A 24,483-nucleotide genomic window follows, 5' to 3' on the forward strand; every position below is an offset into this window, starting at 1 on the left:
TCAGCTTGCGCGAGGTCTCTATTGGGTCTGCCGCTGTTGGCTTACGCTACCAGTGCAACACGCATCTGCTGCAGCTTGGCGCGTACCGAAGTGTCCAGCACTTCGTCACCCACCACGACACGCACGCCACCGATCAGCGAGGAATCCACCGTCACGCTCGGATTGAGCTTGCGGCTGAATTTCTTTTCCAGCGTCTTGACCAGTTCGGCCGTTTGGGCCGCGTCCATGTCGAATGCGCTCGTGATCTCGGCATCCGCCGCACCTTCCTGGCCGTTTTTCAGGGCATGGAATTGGGCGCCGATTTCCGGCAGCAGTTCGATGCGGCCGTTGGCGATCAGCATCGAGAGGAAATTGTTCGCTTCCGCGTTCAGCGGCGATTTCAGCAGAGCCTGGATGGCGGCAGCAACGTCGCTGTCCGACACCTTGGGATTGCGGGCGTAATCCAGCACCTCGGCGTGGCTGCCGATCTGGGCCAGTTCATCGACCAGATCGGACCACTGCGCGAGATTGCCAGCCTGGGCTACGCGGAAGAGGGCTTCCGCGTAAGGACGAGCGATGGTTGCGAGTTCAGCCATGATTACAGCTCGGTCGCGAGGCGATTCAGCAGCTCGGCGTGGGCCGAGGCGTTGACTTCGCGCTTCAGGATTTGCTCGGCGCCCTTCACGGCCAGGTCAGCCACTTGCGCACGCAGTTGTTCGCGGGCCTGGGTGATTTGCTGGTCGGCTTCGGCCTTGGCTTGCGCAATGATGCGGTCGGCTTCGGCTTTGGCGTTGGCTTTGATTTCTTCAGCGATCAGCTGAGCGCGCTTTTCAGCATCGGCAACGCGCTGAGCAGCTTCGTCGCGCGCGGAGGTCAGGGCTTCGGCTGCGCGCTTTTCAGCTGCCGCCATCGAAGCCTGGCCCTGGTCGGCCGCAGCCAGACCGTCCGCAATACGCTTGGCACGCTCATCCAGCGCGCTATTCAGCGCCGGGAATACGAACTTCATCGAGAACCAGACGAGCACCGCGAAGGTGATCATCTGACCGATGAGAGACATATTGATGTTCATACCTTGCTCCTAAAAAGTTTCCCCAGTTGGAGCGTGAATTACTGTGCTACTGCGGTGGTCAGCGCGGTCAGGAATGGGTTGTTGAAGGTGAACAGCAGAGCAACACCAACGCCGATCATCGAGATCGCGTCCAGCAGACCAGCGATAACGAACAGCTTGGTTTGCAGTTGTGGCATCAGTTCAGGCTGGCGTGCGGAAGCTTCCAGGAACTTGCCGCCCAGGATAGCGAAGCCGAGTGCAGTACCGATGGCGCCCAGGCCGATGATGATTGCCACTGCCAGAACGGTCATGCTTTGTACTTGTGCGATCAGAGCTTGCATTTGAGATTTCTCCTAAGATTTAAAAAGAACTACAGATACCAAATTTAAAAAACGAGTATTACGAAAATCAGTGCTTCTCAACCGCGAGGCTAAGGTACACAACCGTCAGGGCCATGAATACGAAGGCCTGCAGCGTCACAATCAGGATGTGGAAGATTGCCCATGGACCACCCAGCAGCCACTGTGCCCACCATGGCAGCAGCGCGATCAGGATGAAAATCAGTTCGCCGGCGTACATATTGCCGAACAGTCGCAGCGACAGCGAAATTGGTTTTGCCAGCAGTTCCAGCATCTGGAAGATGAAGTTCACCGGGGCCAGCAGGATGATGGCAACCGGGCCGTGTGCGTGGAACGGCGCCGTGAACAGCTCCTTGCCCCAGCCGCCGATGCCCTTGGCCTTGATCGAGAAGCCGATAATGCACAGCAGGACGCCGATCGACATGCCGAAGGTGTGGTTCACGTCGGCGGTCGGCACCACGCGCAGGTTGTACACGCCGAAGAACTCCAGCACGCGCGGCAGCAGGTCCACCGGCAGGAAGTCCATCGCGTTCATCAGCCACACCCACACGAAGATGGTGATGGCCAGCGGCGCGATCACGGCGCTCTTGGCGTGGAAGGCGGAATTGACGGTGTCGTTCACCAGTTCCATGATCCACTCGACGAAGTTCTGCAGCTTGCCCGGCACGCCAGGGGTGGCGCGCTTGGCGGCCATGTAGAACATGCCGAGGAAAACAAAGCCCAGCACCAGCGAGATCCAGAAGGTGTCCAGGTTGAACGTGTGGTTCGCATCCTGCAGGTGCGTCAGGTGGTGCTGAATGTACTCCGTGGCGTTCGCCGGGGCTGCGTGGCCCGTTCCGTGTTCAGTGGTCATAGTGATGATTTAAGATTTGTTGCCCTGGCCCGCCAGCTGCAGCGGGTTCGAACCGGTGATTTTTAAACTGCGAGCAATGCCGACCAGTACGCCAGGGTCGTCACCGCGAATCCTACGATCAGCCACAACAATGCGGCCGACTGAAACAGCAGCAGCGCGAGAATGAACAGCACTACTGTGATAAATACTTTAACCATCTCGGCCCTGGCGTGCGACCTGAATGCCTGTTTGGCATCCGCACTGCCCTTTGCCACGATCATGGCGTACACCAGGCTGCCGGCCACCGCAATACCGCCGCCCAAAGCGGCAGACCAGCCTTTATCAACCCCGGCGAAAAGCGCGACGAGGGCCGAAAAGAGTACTGCGATGGTGAATTGCAGGGCGACGACTCGGTAAACTGGCCGGGCGATACTTTGCGTAGAATCACTCACTTGCCAACTTCCCAGAGATAGCCTATAGACCCAAAGACACGGGATTATAGGGTTGTTTTGGGAGCTCCGTCAAACATGGTGCACTGCAACAGAGCAATATCAGCAACATTGCCACACATTCCGTAACATTACGACAGCCCCCGCACCAAACTGGTGCGGGTATAACGTTTAACGCGGTTTTAACGTCAGCCGCGTAATTTCGCCAGCACGCCGTCCAGAATATCGAGGTCGGCAAAATCGATAATCATCTGGCCGCGGCCTTTGGCGCCCATCTTGAACACGACCGGGGTCGCCAGGGAATCCGACAGTTCTTCTTCCAGGCGCAGGATGTCGCCGGATTTCTCGCGGGGCGCTTTTTCGGTCTTGCCGCTGTTTTCTTCGAGTTGCTTGGCAACAAGCTTTTCCGTTTCGCGCACCGAGAGGCGTTTGGCGACGACCTGGTTGGCCAATGTGATCTGGGTGGCGGCGTCCACCGCCAGCAAGGCACGGGCGTGGCCCATGTCGATATCGCCCGCCATCAGCATGGTCTGCACCGGGCTTGCCAGGTTCATCAGGCGCAGCAGGTTGGACACGGCGCTGCGCGAACGGCCCACCGCGTTGGCGGCCTGCTCGTGCGTGAAGCTGAAGTCCGTGATCAGCCGGTGAATGCCTTGCGCCTCTTCCAGCGGATTCAAATCCTCGCGCTGGATGTTTTCGATCAGGGCCATGGCGGCGGCGGCGGTGTCGTCGACATCGCGCACCAGCACCGGCACCTGTTCCAGGCCGGCGATCTGCGCAGCGCGGAAGCGGCGTTCGCCGGCGATGATTTCGTACTTCGTGCTGCCGCTGGACTTGTCCACACCCACCGGACGCACGAGGATGGGCTGCATGATGCCCTGCGACTTGATGGATGCGGCCAGTTCGCTCAGGCTCACTTCATCCATATGCGTACGCGGCTGGTATTTACCGGCCTGCAGCAGGTTCACCGGCAGTTCGTTCGGAGCGCCCGGCACCGAAGTGGTTTCGTTCTTGTCGCCATCGCCGCCCAGCAGCGCTTCCAGCCCGCGACCCAGGCCTTTCATTTTTTTCGTAGCCATTGCTCTTACATTTTCTTGATGCGCTTGACCATCTCCGCGCCGAATTCGATATATGCCTGCGCGCCCTTGGAGCTCGGATCGAAGGTCACGCCCGGCATGCCATAGGAAGGAGCTTCCGCCAGCCGCACATTGCGCGGGATGATGGTCTTGAATACCTTGTCGCCAAAGTGCTCCTCCAGTTGCGCCGACACCTGCTGCGACAGCGTCATGCGCGGATCGAACATCACGCGCAGCAGGCCGATGATCTTCAGGTCCGGGTTCAGGTTCGCATGCACCTTCTTGATCGTGTTCACCAGGTCGGACAAGCCTTCCAGCGCATAGTACTCGCACTGCATCGGAATGATCACGCCATGCGCGGCGCACAGGCCGTTCAGCGTGAGCATGGACAGCGCAGGCGGGCAGTCGATCAGGATGAAGTCGTATTCGCTGTCGACTAGCGCCAGCGCATCCTTGAGGCGGCGCTCGCGGTTATCCAGCTCCACCATCTCCACCTCGGCGCCCGCCAGCTCACGGTTCGAAGGCAGCACATCGAAGCGCCCTGCTTCCGAACGCTGGCGCGCAGCCGCTACATCGGCCGTGCCGAGCAGCACTTCATAGGTGGAAGCTTTCAGGCCCGCCTTGTTGATGCCGGCGCCCATGGTGGCATTGCCCTGCGGGTCCAGGTCCACCAGCAGCACGCGCTGGTTCAGTTTGGCCAGGCCCGCGGAGAGATTCACGGTGGTGGTGGTCTTGCCTACCCCACCCTTCTGGTTTGCGACGCAAAAAATTTTCGCCATGTATTTTCTAGTTATGAACTATACCGTTTATACGGTATAAATAATTTATTCTGTTTATATGATATAAACGATTTATACCGTTTATACGATATATACGATTTATACTTTTCGGATGAAAACGAGGTGCCGCTCTGCATCCAGTCCTGGCACCTGAAGGGGCTGTAGATCGCTCACTTTCCAGGGCGCTGGCAACCGCTCTCTCTCGTCTGCCGGTGCTGTACCTTTGAGGGCAATGAATTGTCCGCCCTCGGCCAGCAGGTGTCCTGACCAGTTCACAAAATCGCTGAGGTCGGCGAATGCCCGGGATGTGATGACATCGAAAGGCTGCTTCGCTTCCAGCTCCTGCACCTTCTTCGTGTAGATCGTTGCGTTACTGAGGCCCAGCTCCGCTTTCACTTGCGTGAGGAAAGCGGTCTTCTTGTGGACGGTGTCGATCATCGACACTTGCATGTCCGGCCGTGCGATTGCGAGCACGATACCGGGCAAGCCGCCCCCTGCTCCTACATCCAGCACATTCTGTGCACCCGCGAACGCCGGCACGGCGGCCAGCGAATCGAGCAGGTGCAGCGTCATCATCTGCATCGGATCGCGCACGGAGGTCAGGTTGTAGACCTTGTTCCACTTGTTCAGCAGCGCCAGGTAATCCAGGAGCTGTTCGTGCTGCTTTTCCGATACCGCCAGTGTCAGATCATTCAGGCCGTTCGTCAATACCTGAGACAGCTTAGTGCGATCAAACAACTGCATCAGGCCGCCTCATCTTTCAGCGTGACGAAGCCGCCGTAGCCTGCTTTTTTCAAATGCACCAGCAGCAGCGAGATCGCCGCCGGCGTAATGCCGGAGATGCGCGAGGCCTGGCCCAGGGTTTCCGGGCGGTGCTTGGCCAGCTTCTGGCGCACCTCGACCGACAGGGCCGTGATGTCCAGGTAGTTGAAGCCTTCCGGCAGCTTCAGGTTTTCGTAGTGCTCGTGGCGCTCCACTTCCTTCAGCTGGCGGTCGATATAGCCCGAATATTTGAGCTGGATCTCGATCTGTTCGCGCACCGCTTCATCGGTCACACCGGGACCGGCCAGCGGCTGGCCTTCATTGCCGGTCAGCGTCATCAGCTTTTCGTATTCCACTCCCGGACGGCGCAGCAGGTCGGCCAGCGAATATTCGCGTTCGATCGCCTGGCCGATCACGCGCTCGGACTCCGCGGCGGCGAGCACGCGGGGATTCACCCACACCGATTTCAGGCGTTCCAGTTCCTGCGCCACAGCTTCGCGTTTGCGGTCGAAGGCTTCCCATTGCGCGTCGCCGACCACGCCCAGCTTGCGGCCGATTTCGGTCAGGCGCATATCGGCGTTGTCTTCGCGCAGCGACAGGCGGTACTCGGCGCGGCTGGTGAACATGCGGTAAGGCTCCTGCACACCCTGCGTCACGAGGTCATCCACCAGCACACCGAGGTAGGCTTCCGAACGCGCCGGCGTCCAGGCTTCCTTGCCTTGGGTCTGCAGCGCGGCGTTGATACCGGCCAGCATGCCCTGCGCCGCCGCTTCCTCGTAGCCGGTGGTCCCGTTGATCTGGCCGGCAAAGTACAGGCCGGAAATCGCCTTGGTTTCCAGCGAGGCCTTCAGGCCGCGGGGGTCGAAGTAATCGTATTCGATGGCGTAGCCGGGGCGCAGGATATGGGCGTTTTCCAGACCCTTCATCGAGCGCACCAGTGCGATCTGCACATCGAATGGCAGGCTGGTGGAGATGCCGTTCGGGTAGAACTCGTGCGTGGTCAGGCCTTCCGGCTCCAGGAAAATCTGGTGCGATTCCTTGGCCGAGAAGCGGTGGATCTTGTCTTCGATCGACGGGCAGTAGCGCGGGCCGACGCCTTCGATCACGCCGGTGTACATCGGGCTGCGGTCCAGGCCGCCACGGATGATGTCGTGGGTCTGCTGGTTCGTATGCGTGATCCAGCACGGCAACTGCTTCGGATGCATGGCGGTATTGCCCATGACGGAGAACACCGGTACCGGCTCCAGGTCGCCCGGCTGTTCCGTCATCTGCGAAAAGTCGATGCTGCGGCCATCGATACGCGGCGGCGTGCCGGTCTTCAGGCGGCCCTGCGGCAGCTTCAATTCCTTCAGGCGGGCCGACAGCGACAGCGCGGGCGGATCCCCTGCCCGGCCCGCCGAATAGTTCTGCAGGCCGACGTGGATTTTCCCGTCGAGGAAAGTACCGGCCGTCAGCACCACGGCGCGCGACAGGAACTTGAGGCCGATCTGGGTAACGGCGCCGACCACACGGTCGCCCTCCACCATCAGGTCGTCCACTGCCTGCTGGAACAGCCACAGGTTCGGCTGGTTTTCCAGGCGCGAACGGATAGCCTGCTTGTACAGGATGCGGTCGGCCTGCGCACGGGTAGCGCGCACGGCCGGGCCTTTGGACGAGTTCAGGATACGGAACTGGATGCCGGATTCGTCGGTGGCAATCGCCATCGCACCGCCCATCGCATCCACTTCCTTCACCAGATGGCCCTTCCCGATCCCGCCGATGGACGGGTTGCACGACATCTGGCCGAGGGTTTCGATGTTGTGCGTCAGCAGGAGCGTCTTCTGGCCCATACGGGCGGAAGCAAGGGCCGCTTCGGTGCCGGCATGACCGCCGCCGACAACGATGACGTCGAATTCAGTAGGAAATAGCATGATGGGAAAGCGTAAATCGAGGTATGGAACAGAATTATAGATTCTTTTTGGGGCTGCGACTTTTTTGAGCAGAAATATTCCTGTTTGTATTGTTTCACGTGGAACAAAAACGCCGGCTCAAGGCCGGCGTCAGGACACTGTTTCACGTGAAACATTCACCAGCGTAGCCAGGCGTCATAGCCCGACTTGATAATCAGAACCGACACCACGGCGAGGAATACCCGCCGCACGAAGCCACTGCCATGCTTCATCGCCAGCCTGGTGCCGATGAGGGAACCGGCCACCTGGCACGCCGCCATCATCAGGCCGAGCTGCCAGAGCAAGTGACCGCTGTAGCCGAACCACAGCAGGGCCGACAAATTGCAGGCCACATTCACCACCTTGGCTACGGCCGAGGCGCCGAGGAAATCGAAGCCAAAACAGCGCACGAAGAGGAAGACCAGGAAGCTGCCCGTGCCCGGACCGAAGAAGCCGTCATAGAAACCGATACAGGCGCCGACCAGCACGGCAATCAGGCGCTCGCGCATACCCGAGTGCAGCGGCTTGTGCACGCTGCCCAGATCCTTGCGCCAGAAAGTGTAGATGGCGACAGCCAGCAGCACGAAAGGCAAGAGCGTGCGCATGAAGTCGGCGGGCACATGGGTCAGGGTGAAAGCCCCGAAGAAGGCGAAGGTGAATGCGGCGATGGCGGCGGGCGCCGCCGTAGTCCAGGCAATCGACACCCGGCGGGCGTAGTTCACTGCCGCTGCCGCCGTACCGAAGATGCCTGCCAGTTTGCTGGTGCCGAGCAAGGTGGACGGGGCCGTCTGCCCAAAGACTGAGAACAGCACGGGAATCTGGATCAGCCCTCCCCCACCGACAACAGCATCCACCAGACCGGCCGCAAAAGCGGCAACACCCAACACAGCATAATCAAGCATCGACAGACCTCTTCCAGACAAGCTCATCATTGTACGGCGGAAAGACACCGCCGTCCGAGCTGGTGTAAGCTAGCAGCGAGACAACCCTCCCGAAAAAGCCATGAGCTCCTTCCCCGCCTTCAGCTTCAGCACCGTCGCCAATATCGTGTCGGAAACTGGCGCGGCGCATAGATTGGGCGAGCACATCAAAACGCGCTTTCCCGAGGCCCACCGCCCCCTGATCGTCACCGACCCCGGCTTCCTGCGCACCGGTCTGGTGGATGCTCCGGCAGCCAGCCTCGAACGGGCCGGCCTGCGCTGCGCAGTACATTCGGAAGTAGTGGCGGATCCGCCGGAGCAGATCGTGATGGACGGCGTGGCCGCCGCACGCGCCCAAAATGCAGACCTCATCATCGGCCTGGGCGGAGGCAGTTCCATGGACGTGGCGAAGCTGATCGCCGTACTGGCCAACAGCGACCAGCCGCTGAACCAGATCTACGGCATCGGCAATGTCAAGGGCAGCCGTTTGCCGCTGGTGCAGATTCCGACCACTGCGGGCACGGGCTCGGAAGTCACCAACATCGCCATCGTCACCACCGGGGAAACGACCAAGATGGGCGTGGTGGCGCCCCAGCTGTATGCCGACCTCGCCATCCTGGATGCCGAACTCACCCTCGGACTGCCGCCTGCGGTGACGGCTGCGACCGGCATCGACGCCATGGTCCACGCCATCGAAGCCTACACCAGCAAGCACAAGAAGAACCCCTTGTCGGACTCCCTGGCGCGGCAAGCGCTCAGTCTGCTATCCGGCAACCTGATCGCCGCCTGCGAGAATGGCAGCAACCTCGCCGCTCGCCAGGCCATGCTGCTGGGCGCCATGCTGGCGGGACAGGCGTTCTCGAACGCGCCGGTGGCAGCCGTACACGCCCTTGCCTATCCGATCGGCGGCATCTTCCATGTGCCGCATGGCCTGTCGAATTCCCTGGTGCTGCCGCATGTCCTGCGCTTCAACCTGCCGGAAGCTGCACCGCTTTACGCAGAACTCGCCCGCATCGTCGTGCCGCACGCGGAAGGCACGGAAGAAGCCCGCTCCGAAGCCCTTATTGTTGCGATGCAACAAATCGCCATCATTACCGGTATCGAACGCACGCTGCAGCAGGTTGGCATCCAGGAATCCGACCTCGACCGCCTGGCCGACGACGCCATGCTCCAGACCCGCCTCCTCGGCAACAACCCGCGCGAAGTCACCCGCGCCGACGCTTACGCCATCTACGCCGCAGCGCTGTAAGCCGCCCTGGGCGGCTTTCTGCACGGCACGGCCCCTCACCCCCGCACCGAGGCTGCCGCCCGTCCTGGCGGGCCCCTGCACGGCGCCAGAAGCCCAAACAAAAACGCCGGACAGTGTCCGGCGTGATGTTCTGTTCTAAGCTGGCCGCTTCCTGTCGAAGAAGGCCACAATTTCTCCCACGATTCCTCGTCTGAAAGCAAGAACGCAGGCAACGAAGATCAGGCCAGTCACCATGCTCACTGCCTCACCCAGGGTATTGAACCATTCGATGCCGGTGTGGCTGGCGATGAAGGTGCCGAAGTCGCCCAGCTTGTTCTCCAGCGCGATAATCAGCACCGCGCCCAGGATAGGCCCTGCCAGCGTGCCCATGCCGCCCACCAGCGTCATCAGGATCACCAGGCCGGACATGGTCCAGTGCACGTCGGTCAGCGTCTCAAAGCCCAGCACAACGGTTTTGGTGGCTCCTGCGAGGCCTGCCAGCGCAGCGGAGAGCACGAAGGCCATCAGCTTGTACTTGTCCACGTCGTAGCCCAGCGAAATCGCGCGCGGCTCGTTCTCCTTGATGGCTTTCAGCACCTGGCCGAACGGCGAATGCACGGTGCGCACAATCAGCATGAAGCCCAGTACGGCAATCGCCAGCACCACGAAGTACAGCGTGAGGTCATTGGACAGGTCGATGGCGCCGAACAGCTTGCCGCGCGGCACACCCTGCAGCCCGTCCTCGCCGCCCGTGAAATTGGTGAAGCGCAGGCCGCCGAAATAGACCATCTGCGCCAGCGCCAGTGTAATCATCGAGAAGTAGATGCCCTGGCGGCGGATCGCCAGCGCTCCCATCACCAGCCCGATCAGCGCGGCGCCCGCCACACCGGCCAGCAGCGCCAGCTCGAACGGCAGGCCCCAGTCGCGCAGTGCATTGCCGGCCACATAGCCCGCGCCGCCGAAGAAGGCCGCGTGGCCGAAGGACAGCAGGCCTGTGTAGCCGATCAGCAGGTTGAAGGCGCAGGCAAACAGCGCGAAGCACAGCAGCTTCATAAGGAAGACGGGATAGCCCACGAACGGCGCTGCCAGCGCAACGACCAGGGCAATAGCGTAGCCAATATTCTTGTTCATTCAGGTGCCTCTTATTTCTCTTTGCCAAACAGGCCGGCAGGACGCAGCAGCAGCACGATGACCATCACCAGGAACACCACGGTGGACGAGAATTCCGGATAGAACACGCGGGTCAGGCCTTCGATCACGCCAAGGCCGAGCCCGGTGAGAATCGAACCCATGATCGAGCCCATGCCGCCGATCACCACCACGGCGAACACGACGATAATCAGGTTCGACCCCATCAGCGGCGACACCTGGATGATCGGCGCCGCCAGCACACCGGCAAAGCCTGCCAGCGCAACGCCGAAGCCATACGTCAGCGTCACCATCAGCGGTACGTTGATGCCGAAGGCCTCCACCAGTTTCGGGTTCTCGGTGCCGGCGCGCAGATAGGCGCCCAGCTTGGTTTTCTCGATCACGAACCAGGTTGCGAAGCAGACGATCAGCGACGCCACCACCACCCAGGCGCGGTAGTTCGGCAGGATCATGAAGCCCAGGTCTGTCGCTCCCTGCAGCAGCTCCGGCGTATCGAAAGGCTGGCCGGACACGCCGTAGAAGGAGCGGAACAGGCCTTCCACCAGCAGCGTGATGCCGAAGGTCAGCAGCAGGCCGTAGAGGTGGTCCAGCTTGTACAGCCAGCGCAGCATGGTCTTCTCGATGATGATGCCTACCGCCCCCACCACAATCGGCGCCAGCACCAGCATGGTCCAATAGCTCAGGCCCAGGTAGCTCATGCCCATCCAGGCCAGGAAGGCGCCCATCATGTACATGGCGCCGTGCGAGAAGTTAATTACGTTCAGCAGGCCGAAGATGACCGCCAGGCCAAGCGACAGCATGGCATAGAAGGAGCCATTGACGAGGCCGAGCAGCAGCTGGCTCATCATTGCTGGCAGAGGAACGCCGAAAATTTCCATAGCTGCACAAATTCAAAAAGGTGAAAAAAGAAGGCGCAGCGGCATGCGCTGCGCCCTTGGCCGAGCTAGCGGCGCAGCATTACTTCCACAGCGCGCACTTGGTTTCAGCCTTGGTGGCGTAGGCCTGGTCGCCCGGGATGGTGGCTACCAGCTTGTAGTAGTCCCATGGGTACTTGGACTCGGATGGCTTCTTCACTTCCATCAGGTACATATCGTGCACCATGCGGCCGTCCGGACGGATCACGCCGTTCTTCGCGAACATGTCGTTGATCGGCGTTTTCTTCAGGTGGGCCATGACCTTGTCCGAATCGTCGCTGCCCACGGCCTTCACGGCCTTGAGGTAGTTGCTGGCAGCCGAGTAGTCGGCAGCGTGCAGCATCGAAGGCTCTTTCTTCATCTTGGCGAAGAAGCGCTTCGACCATGCGCGGGTTTCAGGATTCATATCCCAGTACCAGCCGTCGGTCAGGTACATGCCCTGGGTCACGTTCAGGCCCAGCGAGTGCACGTCGTTGATGAAGATCAGCAGGCCGGCCATCTTCATTTTCTTGGTGATGCCGAATTCGTTGGCCGCCTTGATCGAGTTGATCGCATCGCCGCCCGCATTCGCCAGGCCCAGGATCTGGGCATTGGACGATTGCGCCTGCAGCAGGAAGGACGAGAAGTCGGACGCCGACAGCGGATGCTTCACGCTGCCCAGCACCTTGCCGCCGCCCGCTTTCACCACGGCCGCGGTGTCGTTCTCCAGCGACTGGCCGAAGGCATAGTCGGCGGTCAGGAAGTACCAGTTCTTGCCGCCCTGCTTCAGGATGGCATTGCCGGTGCCGCGTGCCAGCGCGATGGTGTCGTAGGCGTAGTGCACGGTGTAAGGCGTGCATTCCTCATTGGTCAGGCGGGCCGAACCCGCGCCGATCGAAATGAAGACTTTCTTCTTTTCGGCAGCAACCTTGGCCATCGCCAGGTTCGCGCCGGAGTTGGTGCCGCCGATCAGCATGTCCACGCCCTGCTGGTCGAACCATTCGCGCGCCTTGGACGCCGCGATATCGGCCTTGTTCTGGTGGTCGGCCGAGATGAACTCGACCTTCTTGCCTGCGATAACCACGCCCGCATCGGCAATGGCCATCTTCACCGCCTCGGCGCCGCCGGCGCCGTCGATATCGGTGTACAGGCCGGACATGTCGGTGATCATGCCGATCTTGATGGTGTCGCCCGATACCTGGGCAAATGCAGAGGAGGAGAGGCCCAGTGCGCAGATGGCAGCGGCTGCAGTGGCGATAGCTTTGCGTTTCATTATGTCTCCGATCAAGGTTCCGGGTTGGTAGTTTTTTGTCCTTGCCCCACTCAAACGCCAAGCAGTTCGGTCAGAACAGGCATCTTGGCGTTCAATTCGGACGAAGCGAAGGTCTCAACGATCTGACCGTGCTCCATCACATAAAACCGATCCGCCAGTGGTGCGGCGAAGCGGAAATTCTGTTCCACCATCACGATGGTGTAGCCCTTGGATTTCAAGGTCGTGATCATGCGGGCGAGGCCCTGGACGATAACCGGCGCCAGGCCTTCGGAGATTTCATCCAGCAGCAGCAGGCGCGCGCCGGTACGCAGGATGCGCGCCACGGCCAGCATCTGCTGCTCGCCGCCGGAAAGGCGGGTGCCCTGGCTGTTGCGGCGTTCCTTCAGGTTCGGGAACATCTCGTAGATCTCTTCAACCGACATGCCCTTGCCATCAGTCTTCAGCGACGGCGGCAGCATCAGGTTTTCTTCGGTAGACAGCGACGAGAAAATGCCGCGTTCTTCCGGGCAGTAGCCAACGCCGAGGTGGGCCACTTTGTAAGTGGGCAGGCCGATCGCTTCCTGGCCGTTGATTTTGATCGATCCCTTGCGGGCTCCGGTCAGGCCCATGATGGCGCGCAGCGTCGTGGTGCGGCCCGCGCCGTTACGGCCCAGCAGCGTCACCACTTCGCCCTGCTTCACCGAGATATTCACGTCATGCAGGATGTGCGATTCACCATACCAGGCCTGCAGATTGCTGATTTCCAGGGCAGTCGTCATCAGTGCGCTCCCACCAGTTCGGTGGCTTCGGTGCCCATATAAGCTTCCATCACCTGCGGATTTTTCGAAACTTCGGCATAGCTGCCTTCGGCCAGCATGGCGCCGCGCTGCAACACCGAGATTTTGTCGCAAATGCCGGAGACAACGTTCATATTGTGTTCGACCATGAGGATGGTTCGTCCGTTCGAGACCTTCTTGATCAATTCCGTCACGCGGTGCACGTCCTCGTGGCCCATGCCCTGGGTGGGTTCATCCAGCAGCATCAGCTCCGGCTCCATCGCCAGCGTGGTGGCGATTTCCAGCGCGCGCTTGCGGCCATAGGGCATATCGGCGGTGATGGTGTCGGCAAAGCTGGTGAGGTCCACTTCGGCCAGCAGCTGCATCGCGCGGCCGTTCAGCTGGTCCAGCGAACGCTCGCTTTTCCAGAACTGGAAGGTCGTGCCCAACTGGCGCTGCAGGCCGATGCGCACGTTCTGCAGCACGGTGAGGTGAGGAAAGACAGCAGAAATCTGGAAGGAGCGGATCACGCCCATGCGCGCAATCTGCGCAGGCTTGGCGGAAGTGATGTCCTTACCGTTGAACAGGATCTGTCCGGAGGTGGGAACGAGGAATTTGGTGAGCAAGTTGAAGCAGGTGGTCTTGCCCGCGCCGTTAGGTCCGATCAGGGCATGGATATGGCCACGCTGAACTTTCAGGTTCACGTCATTGACGGCCGTGAACCCCTTGAACTCCTTGGTCAAATTCCTTGTTTCCAAGATGAAGTTCGACATCGTGTCTCCCGATTATTCTTTACATACTGCTAAATTTTTTTTGATCATACACAGGATGATTGAGGGTCACAATACAGTATAACTACCATAAATAATTTGGCGGTTCCCACCAAAGTAAGACCAAAAATTGGGCAGCATTAGCAGGAAATTGCGTCTATTTCCCGTTTTCGCGGATTAATTGCGCAGCTTTCTCGGCAATCATGATAGTTGGCGAGTTGGTATTACCGGACGTAATGGTCGGCATGACCGATGCATCCACCACGCGCAAACGTGACACATTTGCCACGCGAAGTTGGCTATCAACAACAGTTCCCGCCTCTCCGATCTTCCCCATGCGGCAAGTCCCTACCGGATGAAAGATGGTTGTGCCGATAGCGCCGGCAGCTTCGGCCAGGTCGTCTTCCGTCTTGTAGTGCACGCCCGGCTTGAATTCTTCCGGTGCATATTTTTTGAGCGCCGGTGCAGCAGCAATGGCGCGCGTCAGCCCAAGCGCCGCAGCCGCCACCTTGCGGTCTTCGGGCGTGCTCAGATACATCGGCGTGATCTTCGGCGGCGCATAGGAATCGGCGGAAGCAATGCGCACATGGCCGCGCGATGTAGGGCGCAGGTTGCACACGCTGGCCGTGAACGCCGGGAAGGTGTGCAGCGGTTCGCCGAACCTTTCCAGCGACAGGGGCTGAACGTGATACTGCAGGTTCGGCCTTGCCAGGTCCGGATGCGATTTCGCAAAAGCTCCCAGCTGCGAAGGCGCCATGGACATCGGGCCGCTCTGGAACAACGCATATTCCAGCCCGATGCGCATCTTGCCGAACCAGTTGCTGGCCATGGTATTCAGCGTTTTCGCGCCAGTGACCTTGAACACCATGCGCAGCTGCAGGTGGTCCTGCAGGTTCGCGCCAACGCCGGGCAAATCGGCCAGCGGCTTCACGCCCGCCTGCTGCAGCTGCTGCGCAGCGCCGATGCCGGACAGCTGCAGTATCTGCGGCGAACCGACAGCGCCCGCAGCCAGCAGCGTCTCGCGCACCGCCTCCGCACGCCACTGCGTGCCGCCGCCCGTGAAGATGACGCCTTTGCAGACCGCTCCGTTGTCGCCCTGCTCTATCATCAGCTTCTCCACATGGCAGCCCGTCATGATGGTGAGGTTCGGCCGGCGCGAAGCAGGGCGCAGAAAGGCCTTCGCCGTATTCCACCGGATGCCGCGTTTCTGGTTCACCTCGAAATACGATGAACCGAGATTGTCGCCGCGGTTGAAGTCTTCGACCTTGGGAATGCCGACTTGTTCCGCAGCGTCGCGAAAAGCGTCGAGGATCTGCCAGGACAGGCGCTGTTTTTCAACCCGCCATTCGCCGCCGGAGCCGTGAAAATCGCCGGCGCCCCGGTAATGGTCTTCGCTCTTTTTGAACAGGGGCAGCACTTCATCCCAGCGCCAGCCAGGGTCTCCGCACATCTCGGCCCACTGGTCGTAATCGCCGGCCTGGCCGCGCATGTAGATCATGCCGTTGATGGAGGAGGAGCCACCCAGCACTTTGCCGCGCGGGTAAATCAGGCTGCGGCCGCCCAGGCCCGCATCGGGTTCGGTGCGGTACAGCCAGTCGGTGCGCGGATTGTCGATGCAATGCAGGTAGCCCACCGGGATGTGGATCCAAACGTAATCGTCCCTGCCGCCGGCTTCCACCAGCAATACTTCAACGTCCTTGTCCTGAGTGAGACGGTTGGCCAGAACACAGCCGGCAGTGCCGGCGCCGATAATGATGTAGTCGAACTGTCCAGCCGATTCCAAATGCCGTCTCCTTGTTATGCCTGATGTAACTCCGCGATCAGTGTTTCCATCAGTTGTTTGCAGCTCATGCCGCGCGCCCGCGCCACGCCGGTGCCGCACCAGAGCGACATCAGGCTCGTGTCGCCGGTCTTTGCCGCTTCCGCACGGATAATCCCGGTCAAGGCATTCTGCACAGGATACGCCGGAAGTTGCGATTCGACAGCAGATAAACGTTGCATAAATGCATTTTCGAGACCGCGGGCATAGCGGCCGGAAAAAGCGCGCGTGAGCCGGGTCGGCGTTTCGCCACAATGCAGCAGCTTCTGCTTGTAGGAGGGATGGATACCGGATTCGTCCGTCACGAGGAAGGCTGTTCCCATCTGCACGGCGGATGCACCGCGCGCCAGCCGGTCGCGGATATCGGCGCCCGTCATGATATTGCCCGCCGAGATAACGGGAATGTTGACGGCCTTCACAACGCCATCGAGGAGATCGAGCGCACCCAGCGTGGCGGCGGTCTGGTCGACGAGGAAAGTGCCGCGATGGCCGCCTGCTTCCACGCCGGAGGCAATCACGGCATCGGCGCCGATGGCCTCCCAGGCCTGCGCCTCCTCCACCGTGGTAACAGTGCCGATGACGGCGATGCCGGCCGCATGCAGTTTTTCCACCTGGCCGCGCTGGAGAATATTGAAAGTGAAACTGGCAACGGCCGGTTTCAGCTCGATCAGTGTCTCGAACTGGGCCGCAAAGTCCTCGCACCACTTGGCCGGCAGCGGCAATTCCTTCCAGCCCAGCGGTTCCCAGACGGGCCGCATCAATTCCACGGCCTGCTGCACTTCCGCCTTGCTCGGCGAAGGAATGTCCTGCACGAAGAAATTCACCATGAATGGCTTGCCGGTGAGCTTGCGGATCTCCTCAACCTGCGCGCGCAGCGTATCCGGCGACAGCAGCGAACCCGCGAGAGAGCCCAAACCGCCTGCATTCGACACTGCGGCAACCAGCGCCGGTGTATTGGAACCGCCTGCCATCGGCCCCTGGATAATCGGCTGCGGGAAAAGGTTCAGCAAGTCCATATCGCCCCCTCAAGCACCTGTTGATAACTCATTGGATATCCACAGGTGTCATTTGTGTGTAAACCACTTTCTGTTGTGGAGCCCAATATTTGTCCCAAAACAGTTCTTCGTAGATACAGGGTTTACGCGCCCGGTTATGCAAACCGTAAACGATTGATTCTAATTCAGATAGGGTACTTATCCACAGAAAAGCCGAGTTGTTAACAACTACTACTATTTTGTATACATACCTTATCAATGTAAACCTACTGCCCTACCCACCAGCCGCAAAGCCCTCTCAAGCGCTTCAAAACCAATCGAGCCAAGCGCTACGCGCAAGGCCTGGGGCGATTGCCGACCAAGCGAAAACGGTTCTGCCGTCGTCACAATCACGCCTTCGCGCTGCAAATCCGCTGCCACCACGTCTGCCCGCAGATAGTCCGGAAGCTCCAGCCACAAAAAATACGATATTGGATGGCTTCGCAGCTTCGCTCCTGCCAGCACTTTTCGCGCAAGCTGCTGACGCGCAGCTGCATCTGCCCGCTTTCTGTCTTCCAGTTCATCGACGGCGCCGGATTCAATCCACTGGCAAGCCAGTGCCACCGTCAGCGACGGCGTATTCCAGCTTGAGATCCTGATTGCATGCTCGAGTTCCGGAATCAGCTTCTCGGGCGCCACCACAAAACCGAGGCGCAAGCCGGAAGCGACGCTTTTTGAAAGCCCGGATACATAAACGGTGCGCTCAGGAGCGTAAGTGAACACTGGCTTCGGCGCCGGTTCCGCAAGAAATGCATACGCGCCATCTTCGATAATCAAAAAACCGAAACGGTCCGACAGCGCTGCAAGCCGCATTCTGCCTCGCTCCGGCATCACCCAGCCCAGTGGATTGTGCATGGTCGGCATTGCGTAAACCGCACGAACCGGCCGTTCGCCGCAGATAGCTTCAAGCGCATCCAGGTTCATTCCCTCACCCGCTGCAGGCAATGAAAGCAGGTCCAGGCGGCTTGCCAGCGCCAGCGCTTTCATTCCGGGATAGGTCAGTGCATCGGCAACCAGCACGTCGCCGGGCTTGAGCAAAGCGCCGACTGTGATCGCCAATCCCTGCTGCGCCCCGTTCACGATCAATACCTGGCTTCCGGGAACCTGGATCGAACGGTTCCTCAGGTGACGGGCCACGGTTTCCCTCTCGTGCGGCCGGCCGCCCTGTGGAGCGGAATGCAACAGCGCATCGAGATCGCCGGAACTGGCCAGCGTACGCAAGCCATCGCGCAGCATCTCCGCCTGGCCGGGAAGTGCCGGATAGTTGAAACTCAAATCGGCCAGCCGTCCCAGCGGATGCTGTTCGAGACCGGAACCCCTGGGCAGTGAAGTATCCCGAACAAAAGTCCCCCGCCCGCCTTCGCCGACAACAAGGCCTGAACGTTCGAGCTCCGAATACACGCGAACGGCTGTGGCGAGGGCGATCCCCCGTTCCTTCATCAGCTTCCGCAAAGCGGGGAGCTGATCGCCAGGCCGCAGCTCACCGCGCTCAATCGCACCGCTGAAGTGATCGACAATATGCTTGTAGCGAGTTTTCGGCATAAGAAGCGTATCCAGAACAATTAATTCACTGTATCAGATACGCCCTGTAAGCTCGCCAGCATGGAAAATCTCATCATGTTCTGCGGCGCGGTATCCCTGCTGCTGCTTTCGCCGGGACCAAATATGGCTTTTGTTCTCGCCCATTCGTCTGCCTTCGGCCGAAGCGCCGGCATTGCAGCCGCATTTGGCATAGGCATGGCCGACATCATCCTTACCTTGCTGACCGTAAGCGGACTGACCGCGCTCGTCGCAGCCTGGCCGGCCGCCATGCATGCCATCCGCTACGCAGGCGCGCTTTACCTGCTCTACATGGCCTGGAAAGCGCTGCACGTGAGTGAAACGGCCCACGGCGCCGCTGGCGAACCGGGTCATTTGGCCATCTTCTGCCGCGCGGTCGTCAATAACCTTTTGAATCCAAAGGCCTTGCTGTTCTTCCTGGTCTTCATTCCGCAGTTCGTGGATCCGGAACAAGGTTCGGCGGCAAGCCAGTTGCTGTTACTGGGACTTCTGCTGACGGCTATCAGCACAATCTTCCATGCGGGCCTGGCTTTTGCGGGTGGAGTGTTCAGATTTGGGCGCCAACGCTACGTTCTGGCAGCTGTTCTGGCCTTTCTGGCCATCCGTCTGTTGATAAGTCGATGAATATCCACAGGAACGAATGTGCGTAAGCATCCGATTTACGCACATGACCATTTTTTGTACAGAATTGGTCCTTCATCCATACAACGCTTGTTCAAGCAGTTCTGAAAGATGTAAACACCTGATTTTGTGGATGTTAACAGCTTTATCCACAGACGCACCTTCGTTTACTATCTACTACCAGTATATATATCTATTCTTATATCTATAAACCAGCGGAGCGAAGATGCGGCTTGGCGTGATTTCAGCATTGGCAGAAGAACAGCACGGATTGATCGAAGCCATGAGAAGCCCTCAGAGGCATTTGCATGGCATGCGTGAGTACACAGCCGGAAAACTCTGGGAAATCGATTCTGTGTGTGTTTTATCGCGAATTGGGAAGGTTGCTGCGGCCATGACTGCCACCACGCTTGTGGAAAAATTCGGAGTTACCCACATCATCTTCACCGGCGTGGCCGGAAGTACCGATCCGGGGGTTCATGTTGGCGACATCGTGGTCGCTGAATCGCTGGTTCAGCATGATATGGACGCCCGTCCCCTGTTTCCGCAGTTCGAAGTGCCGCTCACAGGTCTTTCCAGGCTGCCGACAGACCGCCAGGTGAGTCAGAAGCTGGCCGGCGCCGCACGGCGCTTCCTGGAAACAGAGGAAAAAGGAAAGCTGCACCGCGGCCTGATCGGCAGCGGCGACCAGTTCATGAGCGATCCGGCACGTTTGAAGGCGCTGAAAGCTTTACTGCCTGACTTGCTTGCGGTGGAAATGGAAGGAGCGGCGGTCGCCCAGGTTTGCTTCGAGCTGGGCGTGCCGTTTGGCGTTATCCGAACCATTTCGGACAACGCCAACGAGGATGCTGCGGTGGACTTTATGCATTTCGTGAAGCACGTAGCCTCACGCTATGCATTCAATGTCATCAAAAACTACTGCCAGGCTTAGGCGCCCAGCGTCATCAGGCTTGCATTGCCGCCGGCTGCCGTCGTATTGACGCACAGCGCGCGTTCAGCGATCAGGCGCCACAGCGGAATTTCGCCGTCTTCGGTGGTGTCGATGACCGAAACAATGGCATCTTCACGTGCCGCCAGCGGTTCACGCACCTTGGCCGTCAATGCCGATTCCACCAGCGCGATCTGGAAATCGCCCTGAATGCCATCCAGGCTGCCCACTACGGTGATGCGGTCTTTCACGGCCGCCGGCAAATCCGCCGGCACGCAGGCATTGGAACCGGTGACAACCAGCGCCTGGTTGCCCGTTGCGAGCACCGCTGCCAGTTGATTCAGCAGCACCTGCTGGCTGTCGGCGATACAGACGACGGTCCCGCGCGGCATGAAGCTCAGGGTATTGCGCTCGCCGGTAGGACCGGGCAGCACAGTCATCTGGCCCAGCGGCGTGGTGCGGGCGTAGTGTTCGGCCAGTGCAGCCATGCGCTCCTTGCCATGCGTTTTGGCCCAGCCCATCAGCGCATCCATGCTCGGCACGGCCATGCGTGCATGCGGTTCGCCGCTGAACATGCCGCGCTGCAGGCGCTTCAGGTACAGCGGACCGCCCGCCTTCGGACCGGTGCCGGATTTGCCTTCGCCACCGAAGGGCTGCACGCCAACCACGGCGCCAACGATATTGCGGTTCACGTAGATATTGCCGACGTGGGCGCGCGAGGTGATGTAGTCGATGGTTTCATCGATGCGCGAATGCACGCCCAGCGTCAGGCCGAAACCGCTGCCGTTGATTTCATCGATCACTTTCGGCAGGTCCGCGCGCTTATAGCGGATAACGTGCATCACAGGGCCGAAAACTTCTTTCGTCAGTTCGCTCAGCGAACGGATCTCCAGCACGGTCGGCGGCACGAAAGTACCTTCCGATTCGGCAGGAACGCCCAGCGAGAAGTGCGCCACGGCCGACATCTTGGTGCGGTCGATATGCGAGAGCAGATTCTGCTGCGCTTCCGCGTCGATCACGGGGCCGATATCGGTGACAAGGCGGTCCGGGCTACCGATACGCAGCTCGCCCATCGCGCCTTTCAGCATCTTGATCGTCTTGTCTGCGATATCTTCCTGCAGGAAGAGCACGCGCAGCGCGGAGCAGCGCTGGCCGGCGCTGTCGAAAGCGGACGACATTGCATCCTGCACCACCTGCTCCGGCAGCGAAGAAGAATCGACGATCATTGCATTCTGGCCGCCCGTTTCCGCGATCAGCGGAATGTCGGTGCTTTCAGCGGCAGCGCGTTTTGCCAGCGTGCGGTTGATCAGCTGAGCTACTTCGGTGGAGCCGGTGAAGATCACGCCTTTCACGCGCACGTCATTGCACAGGCCCGCACCGACCACTTCGCCGCGGCCCGGCAGGAACTGCAGCGCAGCGCGCGGAATGCCCGCTTCATGCAGCAGTTCCACGGCACGTGCGGCGATCAGCGGGGTCTGTTCCGCAGGTTTCGCCAGCACCACGTTGCCCGCAGCGAGTGCTGCCGCAACCTGGCCGGTGAAAATCGCCAGCGGGAAGTTCCATGGGCTGATGCAGGTCACAGGGCCCAGCGCCAGGATATTGGTCGAGTGGCGGACCTGCTCCGCGTAGTAGCGCAGGAAGTCCACCGCCTCGCGCACTTCGGCAATCGCGTTCGGCAGCGATTTCCCTGCCTCGCGGATGGCGAGCGCCATCAGTTCCAGTTTGTGGGTTTCGAACAGGTCTGCTGCACGTACCAGCGCCGTTGCGCGGATCGAAGGTTCCGTGGTTTGCCAGTCCATCGCGAACTGCGTGGCGCTGGCCAGTGCATTATTCACATCCTGCGCATTGGCCTCGCTCACCGAGCCAACGATATCGGAATGGCGCGCGGGATTGCGCACAGGCTGCGCTTCACCTGCGCTGGTGCCGACTGCCAGTATAGGGGCGGCCTTCCAGCTGCGGCTTTCGGCCAGCGCAGCAGCCACTTCGCGCAACGTATCTTCGTTCGAGAGGTCGATACCCATCGAGTTCTTGCGCTCATTACCGAACATTGCCATCGGCAGCGGAATGCCCGGATGCGGCAGGCCGCCTTCAGCGCGCGCAACATCCAGCGGATTGCGGATCAGCGCATCCACCGGAACGCTTTCGTCCACGATCTGGTTCACGAAGGAGGAGTTGGCGCCGTTCTCCAGCAGGCGGCGCACCAGGTAGGCCAGCAGCGTTTCGTGCGAACCCACCGGTGCGTAGATGCGGCAAGGCTTATTCAGCTTGTCTTCGCCTACCACCTGGTCGTACAGGGTTTCGCCCATGCCATGCAGGCACTGGAACTCGTAGTTCTCGATGCCGTCGCGCTTCGCCCAGGTATAAATCGTGGACAGCGTCTGAGCGTTGTGGGTAGCGAACTGCGGATAAATCACATCCGATGCAGCCAGCAGGCGCTGCGCACAAACGAGGTAGGACACATCGGTGTACACCTTGCGCGTATAGACCGGATAACCCGGCATGCCTTCCACCTGCGCGCGCTTGATCTCCGCGTCCCAATAGGCGCCCTTCACCAGGCGCACCATGAACTTGCGGCCACTGCGGCGCGCCAGGTCCACCAGGTAGTCGATCGCGAACGGGCAGCGCTTCTGGTAAGCCTGCACCACGAAGCCGATGCCGTCGAAACCTTCCAGCTCAGGATCGAAAGCCATCGCCTCCATCAGGTCGAGCGAGAGCTCCAGGCGGTCCGCTTCTTCCGCATCGATATTCAGGCCAATGTTATAGCCCTTGGCCAGCAGCACCAGCTGGCGCAGTCGCGGCAGCAGCTCATTCATCACGCGGTCGCGCTGCGCGCGGCTGTAGCGTGGATGCAGTGCCGACAGCTTGACCGAAATGCCTGGACCATTGCGGATGCCGCGGCCGTTCGATGCCTTGCCGATGGCATGGATCGCGGTTTCATAGGCGGCGTAGTAGTTGGCGGCGTCGGCTTCCGTCAGCGCCGCTTCACCCAGCATATCGTAGGAGTAGCGGTAGCCGCGCGCTTCGTTGTCGCGGCCATTGCGGATGGCTTCATCGATGGTCTGGCCGGTCACGAACTGGTTGCCCAGCATGCGCATCGCCAGGTCGACGCCCTTGCGGATCAGCGGTTCGCCGCCTTTTGCAATCAGGCGCGTGATGGCCGAGCCCAGGCCTTCTTCGCTGGACGAACTTACCAGCTTGCCCGTCACCAGCAGGCCCCAGGTGGCGGCGTTCACGAACATCGATGGCGATTCGCCCAGGTGCTTGCGCCAGTCGCCCTTGCTGATCTTGTCGGCGATGAGGCGGTCGGCCGTTGCACTGTCTGGAATACGCAACAGGGCTTCGGCGAGGCACATCAGCGCCACGCCTTCTTCCGAGGACAGCGAGAACTCGTGCATCAGCGCATCCACGCCGGACGCACGCGTGCGTTTTTCGCGCACGGAAGTGACCAGGCGCTTGGCCAGGTTCTGTGCATGCTGGGTGGTTTCCGGACCGCCTTCGCGGATCTCGGAGAGCAGCCATTGCACGGCTGCTTGCTCATCGTTTCTATAGGCGGCGGTAATGGCAGCGCGCAGCGGCGATGGGTCGCGCAGGATCTCGGACTGCAGGGCGGCGAAGGGCGTATCAAGTGGCATGAAAGTTTCTTTTATCGAAATAGTAAGGATGTGTGCAGCGCGTAATAAAACACGCTCCGGGAAACTGGTTCGCGGAGCGTGCTGGCCGGCACTGCCGATGATTCGGATTGTATGCGGGATTCTTCTGGATTAATTCTGGTATTGCCGGGGGCTAGCAATACATTGTTTTTAATGGCAGAATTTAACCAAATAAAATTAATTAGGGGATTTCCATGCTGGACAAGATCAGTAAAAAGATCCTGATGGAACTGCAGAGCGACGGCCGTATCAGCAACGTCGAACTCGCCGGGCGCGTGAACCTGTCTCCGGCCGCTTGCCTTGAGCGGGTCCGGAAGTTGCACGAATCGGGATACATCATGGGCTACACCGCCCAGCTTAACCCGCAATTGCTTGATGTGTCACTCCTTGTTTTCATCGAGGTAGTGCTGGACCGAACCACGCCCGAAGTCTTCGATGCCTTCAAGCATAGCGTGCAAGTGATTCCGGAAGTGCTCGAATGCCATATGGTGGCGGGCGGCTTCGACTACCTGGTCAAGGCGCGCGTGAAGGATATGGCCGCCTACCGCGAGTTCCTGGGGAAAACATTGTTGCAAAAAGGTGTCCGCGAGACACATACTTACGCTGTAATGGAAGAAGTAAAAAACACCAGCAAACTTCCTATCAAATAAAGCAGCGGCGACAGAGCCGCG

At 60.0% G+C, this 24,483-nt stretch carries 23 protein-coding genes; 4 read left to right on the forward strand and 19 right to left on the reverse strand.

Going from position 1 to position 24,483, the window contains the following annotated elements:
* Window positions 1–41: 41 nt before the first annotated feature.
* The 10 genes from ACJRPG_RS11810 to ACJRPG_RS11855 all read right to left on the reverse strand — a co-directional run bounded on the left by ACJRPG_RS11810 (window position 42) and on the right by ACJRPG_RS11855 (window position 8,114).
* Window positions 42–575 carry a F0F1 ATP synthase subunit delta gene (locus ACJRPG_RS11810; RefSeq protein ID WP_408000275.1) on the reverse strand — a complete coding sequence of 178 codons (534 nt, stop codon included), beginning with the start codon at window positions 573–575 and terminating at the stop codon, window positions 42–44.
* A 2-nt stretch (window positions 576–577) separates the two neighbouring features.
* A complete protein-coding gene (locus ACJRPG_RS11815) occupies window positions 578–1,048 on the reverse strand; it encodes a F0F1 ATP synthase subunit B (protein ID WP_408000276.1) in 471 nt (156 codons plus the stop codon).
* Between the two features lie 38 nt (window positions 1,049–1,086).
* A complete protein-coding gene (gene atpE / locus ACJRPG_RS11820; RefSeq protein WP_155468685.1) occupies window positions 1,087–1,368 on the reverse strand; it encodes a F0F1 ATP synthase subunit C in 282 nt (93 codons plus the stop codon).
* Between the two features lie 67 nt (window positions 1,369–1,435).
* Entirely contained in the window at window positions 1,436–2,239 is an 804-nt protein-coding gene (gene atpB, locus ACJRPG_RS11825) for a F0F1 ATP synthase subunit A (protein ID WP_408000277.1), read from the reverse strand.
* A gap of 62 nt (window positions 2,240–2,301) precedes the next feature.
* A complete protein-coding gene (locus ACJRPG_RS11830; protein ID WP_408000278.1) occupies window positions 2,302–2,670 on the reverse strand; it encodes an ATP synthase subunit I in 369 nt (122 codons plus the stop codon).
* Window positions 2,671–2,855: 185 nt separating this feature from the next.
* Complete coding sequence (locus ACJRPG_RS11835; protein WP_408000279.1) at window positions 2,856–3,746, reverse strand: ParB/RepB/Spo0J family partition protein; 891 nt, start codon at window positions 3,744–3,746, stop codon at window positions 2,856–2,858.
* Window positions 3,747–3,751: 5 nt separating this feature from the next.
* Window positions 3,752–4,522 carry a ParA family protein gene (locus tag ACJRPG_RS11840; protein ID WP_408000280.1) on the reverse strand — a complete coding sequence of 257 codons (771 nt, stop codon included), beginning with the start codon at window positions 4,520–4,522 and terminating at the stop codon, window positions 3,752–3,754.
* Window positions 4,523–4,621: 99 nt separating this feature from the next.
* Window positions 4,622–5,266, reverse strand: coding sequence for a 16S rRNA (guanine(527)-N(7))-methyltransferase RsmG (rsmG, locus tag ACJRPG_RS11845; RefSeq protein WP_408000281.1), 645 nt, complete (start codon window positions 5,264–5,266; stop codon window positions 4,622–4,624).
* Window positions 5,266–7,194 (reverse strand): tRNA uridine-5-carboxymethylaminomethyl(34) synthesis enzyme MnmG, encoded by a 1,929-nt coding sequence (mnmG, locus tag ACJRPG_RS11850; RefSeq protein ID WP_408000282.1) that lies wholly within the window; start codon window positions 7,192–7,194, stop codon window positions 5,266–5,268. Before mnmG ends, rsmG begins: the two co-directional genes overlap by 1 nt.
* A 155-nt stretch (window positions 7,195–7,349) precedes the next feature.
* Entirely contained in the window at window positions 7,350–8,114 is a 765-nt protein-coding gene (locus tag ACJRPG_RS11855) for a sulfite exporter TauE/SafE family protein (RefSeq protein WP_408000283.1), read from the reverse strand.
* Window positions 8,115–8,214: 100 nt separating this feature from the next.
* Between ACJRPG_RS11855 and ACJRPG_RS11860 the strand changes: the two genes are divergently transcribed.
* A complete protein-coding gene (locus tag ACJRPG_RS11860) occupies window positions 8,215–9,381 on the forward strand; it encodes an iron-containing alcohol dehydrogenase (RefSeq protein ID WP_408000284.1) in 1,167 nt (388 codons plus the stop codon).
* A gap of 135 nt (window positions 9,382–9,516) precedes the next feature.
* Here the strand turns inward: ACJRPG_RS11860 and ACJRPG_RS11865 are convergent, their stop codons facing one another.
* From ACJRPG_RS11865 to ACJRPG_RS11900, 8 genes are all read right to left on the reverse strand, one after another.
* Window positions 9,517–10,491: a branched-chain amino acid ABC transporter permease gene (locus ACJRPG_RS11865; RefSeq protein WP_408000285.1), complete on the reverse strand. Its 975-nt coding sequence runs from the start codon at window positions 10,489–10,491 to the stop codon at window positions 9,517–9,519.
* Window positions 10,492–10,502: 11 nt separating this feature from the next.
* Window positions 10,503–11,387 (reverse strand): branched-chain amino acid ABC transporter permease, encoded by an 885-nt coding sequence (locus ACJRPG_RS11870; protein WP_408000286.1) that lies wholly within the window; start codon window positions 11,385–11,387, stop codon window positions 10,503–10,505.
* Window positions 11,388–11,466: 79 nt separating this feature from the next.
* Complete coding sequence (locus ACJRPG_RS11875) at window positions 11,467–12,675, reverse strand: ABC transporter substrate-binding protein (RefSeq protein ID WP_408000287.1); 1,209 nt, start codon at window positions 12,673–12,675, stop codon at window positions 11,467–11,469.
* Between the two features lie 50 nt (window positions 12,676–12,725).
* Window positions 12,726–13,433: an ABC transporter ATP-binding protein gene (locus tag ACJRPG_RS11880; protein WP_408000288.1), complete on the reverse strand. Its 708-nt coding sequence runs from the start codon at window positions 13,431–13,433 to the stop codon at window positions 12,726–12,728.
* Window positions 13,433–14,203, reverse strand: a complete 771-nt coding sequence (locus ACJRPG_RS11885) for an ABC transporter ATP-binding protein (protein WP_408000289.1) — start codon at window positions 14,201–14,203, stop codon at window positions 13,433–13,435. Before ACJRPG_RS11885 ends, ACJRPG_RS11880 begins: the two co-directional genes overlap by 1 nt.
* 154 nt (window positions 14,204–14,357) lie before the next feature.
* Window positions 14,358–15,983: a GMC family oxidoreductase gene (locus ACJRPG_RS11890; protein WP_408000290.1), complete on the reverse strand. Its 1,626-nt coding sequence runs from the start codon at window positions 15,981–15,983 to the stop codon at window positions 14,358–14,360.
* Window positions 15,984–15,997: 14 nt separating this feature from the next.
* The gene (locus ACJRPG_RS11895) at window positions 15,998–17,035 is read right to left on the reverse strand and encodes an NAD(P)H-dependent flavin oxidoreductase (protein ID WP_408000291.1); all 1,038 of its coding nucleotides are present in this window, start codon (window positions 17,033–17,035) and stop codon (window positions 15,998–16,000) included.
* Between the two features lie 234 nt (window positions 17,036–17,269).
* Window positions 17,270–18,595: an aminotransferase-like domain-containing protein gene (locus ACJRPG_RS11900; RefSeq protein ID WP_408000292.1), complete on the reverse strand. Its 1,326-nt coding sequence runs from the start codon at window positions 18,593–18,595 to the stop codon at window positions 17,270–17,272.
* Between the two features lie 60 nt (window positions 18,596–18,655).
* Here ACJRPG_RS11900 and ACJRPG_RS11905 point away from each other — a divergent pair, with 60 nt between their 5' ends.
* Together ACJRPG_RS11905 and ACJRPG_RS11910 are read left to right on the forward strand one after the other, a co-directional pair.
* Window positions 18,656–19,237 (forward strand): LysE family translocator, encoded by a 582-nt coding sequence (locus tag ACJRPG_RS11905; protein WP_408000293.1) that lies wholly within the window; start codon window positions 18,656–18,658, stop codon window positions 19,235–19,237.
* Between the two features lie 223 nt (window positions 19,238–19,460).
* Window positions 19,461–20,165 carry a 5'-methylthioadenosine/adenosylhomocysteine nucleosidase gene (locus ACJRPG_RS11910; protein ID WP_408000294.1) on the forward strand — a complete coding sequence of 235 codons (705 nt, stop codon included), beginning with the start codon at window positions 19,461–19,463 and terminating at the stop codon, window positions 20,163–20,165.
* On the opposite strand, the gene putA is transcribed toward ACJRPG_RS11910, so the two are convergent.
* Window positions 20,162–23,794, reverse strand: a complete 3,633-nt coding sequence (gene putA, locus ACJRPG_RS11915; RefSeq protein ID WP_408000295.1) for a trifunctional transcriptional regulator/proline dehydrogenase/L-glutamate gamma-semialdehyde dehydrogenase — start codon at window positions 23,792–23,794, stop codon at window positions 20,162–20,164. The two genes, ACJRPG_RS11910 and putA, sit on opposite strands and share 4 nt — an antisense overlap.
* 212 nt (window positions 23,795–24,006) lie before the next feature.
* On the opposite strand from putA, the gene ACJRPG_RS11920 reads away from it, so the two are divergent.
* Entirely contained in the window at window positions 24,007–24,462 is a 456-nt protein-coding gene (locus ACJRPG_RS11920) for an Lrp/AsnC ligand binding domain-containing protein (protein WP_408000296.1), read from the forward strand.
* The last annotated feature ends 21 nt before the right edge of the window (window positions 24,463–24,483 follow it).

It is taken from the genome of Pseudoduganella rhizocola, assembly GCF_045984285.3.
Classification (GTDB): Bacteria; Pseudomonadota; Gammaproteobacteria; order Burkholderiales; family Burkholderiaceae_D; genus Rugamonas.

Excerpts from the sequence above, each read along its gene's own strand:
- ACJRPG_RS11810 (WP_408000275.1), bottom strand. The coding sequence starts at position 575 with ATGGCTGAACTCGCAACCATCGCTCGTCCTTACGCGGAAGCCCTCTTC.
- ACJRPG_RS11815 (WP_408000276.1), bottom strand. The coding sequence starts at position 1,048 with ATGAACATCAATATGTCTCTCATCGGTCAGATGATCACCTTCGCGGTG.
- atpE (WP_155468685.1), bottom strand. The coding sequence starts at position 1,368 with ATGCAAGCTCTGATCGCACAAGTACAAAGCATGACCGTTCTGGCAGTG.
- atpB (WP_408000277.1), bottom strand. The coding sequence starts at position 2,239 with ATGACCACTGAACACGGAACGGGCCACGCAGCCCCGGCGAACGCCACG.
- ACJRPG_RS11835 (WP_408000279.1), bottom strand. The coding sequence starts at position 3,746 with ATGGCTACGAAAAAAATGAAAGGCCTGGGTCGCGGGCTGGAAGCGCTG.
- ACJRPG_RS11840 (WP_408000280.1), bottom strand. The coding sequence starts at position 4,522 with ATGGCGAAAATTTTTTGCGTCGCAAACCAGAAGGGTGGGGTAGGCAAG.
- rsmG (WP_408000281.1), bottom strand. The coding sequence starts at position 5,266 with ATGCAGTTGTTTGATCGCACTAAGCTGTCTCAGGTATTGACGAACGGC.
- mnmG (WP_408000282.1), bottom strand. The coding sequence starts at position 7,194 with ATGCTATTTCCTACTGAATTCGACGTCATCGTTGTCGGCGGCGGTCAT.
- ACJRPG_RS11855 (WP_408000283.1), bottom strand. The coding sequence starts at position 8,114 with ATGCTTGATTATGCTGTGTTGGGTGTTGCCGCTTTTGCGGCCGGTCTG.
- ACJRPG_RS11860 (WP_408000284.1), top strand. The coding sequence starts at position 8,215 with ATGAGCTCCTTCCCCGCCTTCAGCTTCAGCACCGTCGCCAATATCGTG.
- ACJRPG_RS11865 (WP_408000285.1), bottom strand. The coding sequence starts at position 10,491 with ATGAACAAGAATATTGGCTACGCTATTGCCCTGGTCGTTGCGCTGGCA.
- ACJRPG_RS11870 (WP_408000286.1), bottom strand. The coding sequence starts at position 11,387 with ATGGAAATTTTCGGCGTTCCTCTGCCAGCAATGATGAGCCAGCTGCTG.
- ACJRPG_RS11875 (WP_408000287.1), bottom strand. The coding sequence starts at position 12,675 with ATGAAACGCAAAGCTATCGCCACTGCAGCCGCTGCCATCTGCGCACTG.
- ACJRPG_RS11880 (WP_408000288.1), bottom strand. The coding sequence starts at position 13,433 with ATGACGACTGCCCTGGAAATCAGCAATCTGCAGGCCTGGTATGGTGAA.
- ACJRPG_RS11885 (WP_408000289.1), bottom strand. The coding sequence starts at position 14,203 with ATGTCGAACTTCATCTTGGAAACAAGGAATTTGACCAAGGAGTTCAAG.
- ACJRPG_RS11895 (WP_408000291.1), bottom strand. The coding sequence starts at position 17,035 with ATGGACTTGCTGAACCTTTTCCCGCAGCCGATTATCCAGGGGCCGATG.
- ACJRPG_RS11900 (WP_408000292.1), bottom strand. The coding sequence starts at position 18,595 with ATGCCGAAAACTCGCTACAAGCATATTGTCGATCACTTCAGCGGTGCG.
- ACJRPG_RS11905 (WP_408000293.1), top strand. The coding sequence starts at position 18,656 with ATGGAAAATCTCATCATGTTCTGCGGCGCGGTATCCCTGCTGCTGCTT.
- ACJRPG_RS11910 (WP_408000294.1), top strand. The coding sequence starts at position 19,461 with ATGCGGCTTGGCGTGATTTCAGCATTGGCAGAAGAACAGCACGGATTG.
- putA (WP_408000295.1), bottom strand. The coding sequence starts at position 23,794 with ATGCCACTTGATACGCCCTTCGCCGCCCTGCAGTCCGAGATCCTGCGC.
- ACJRPG_RS11920 (WP_408000296.1), top strand. The coding sequence starts at position 24,007 with ATGCTGGACAAGATCAGTAAAAAGATCCTGATGGAACTGCAGAGCGAC.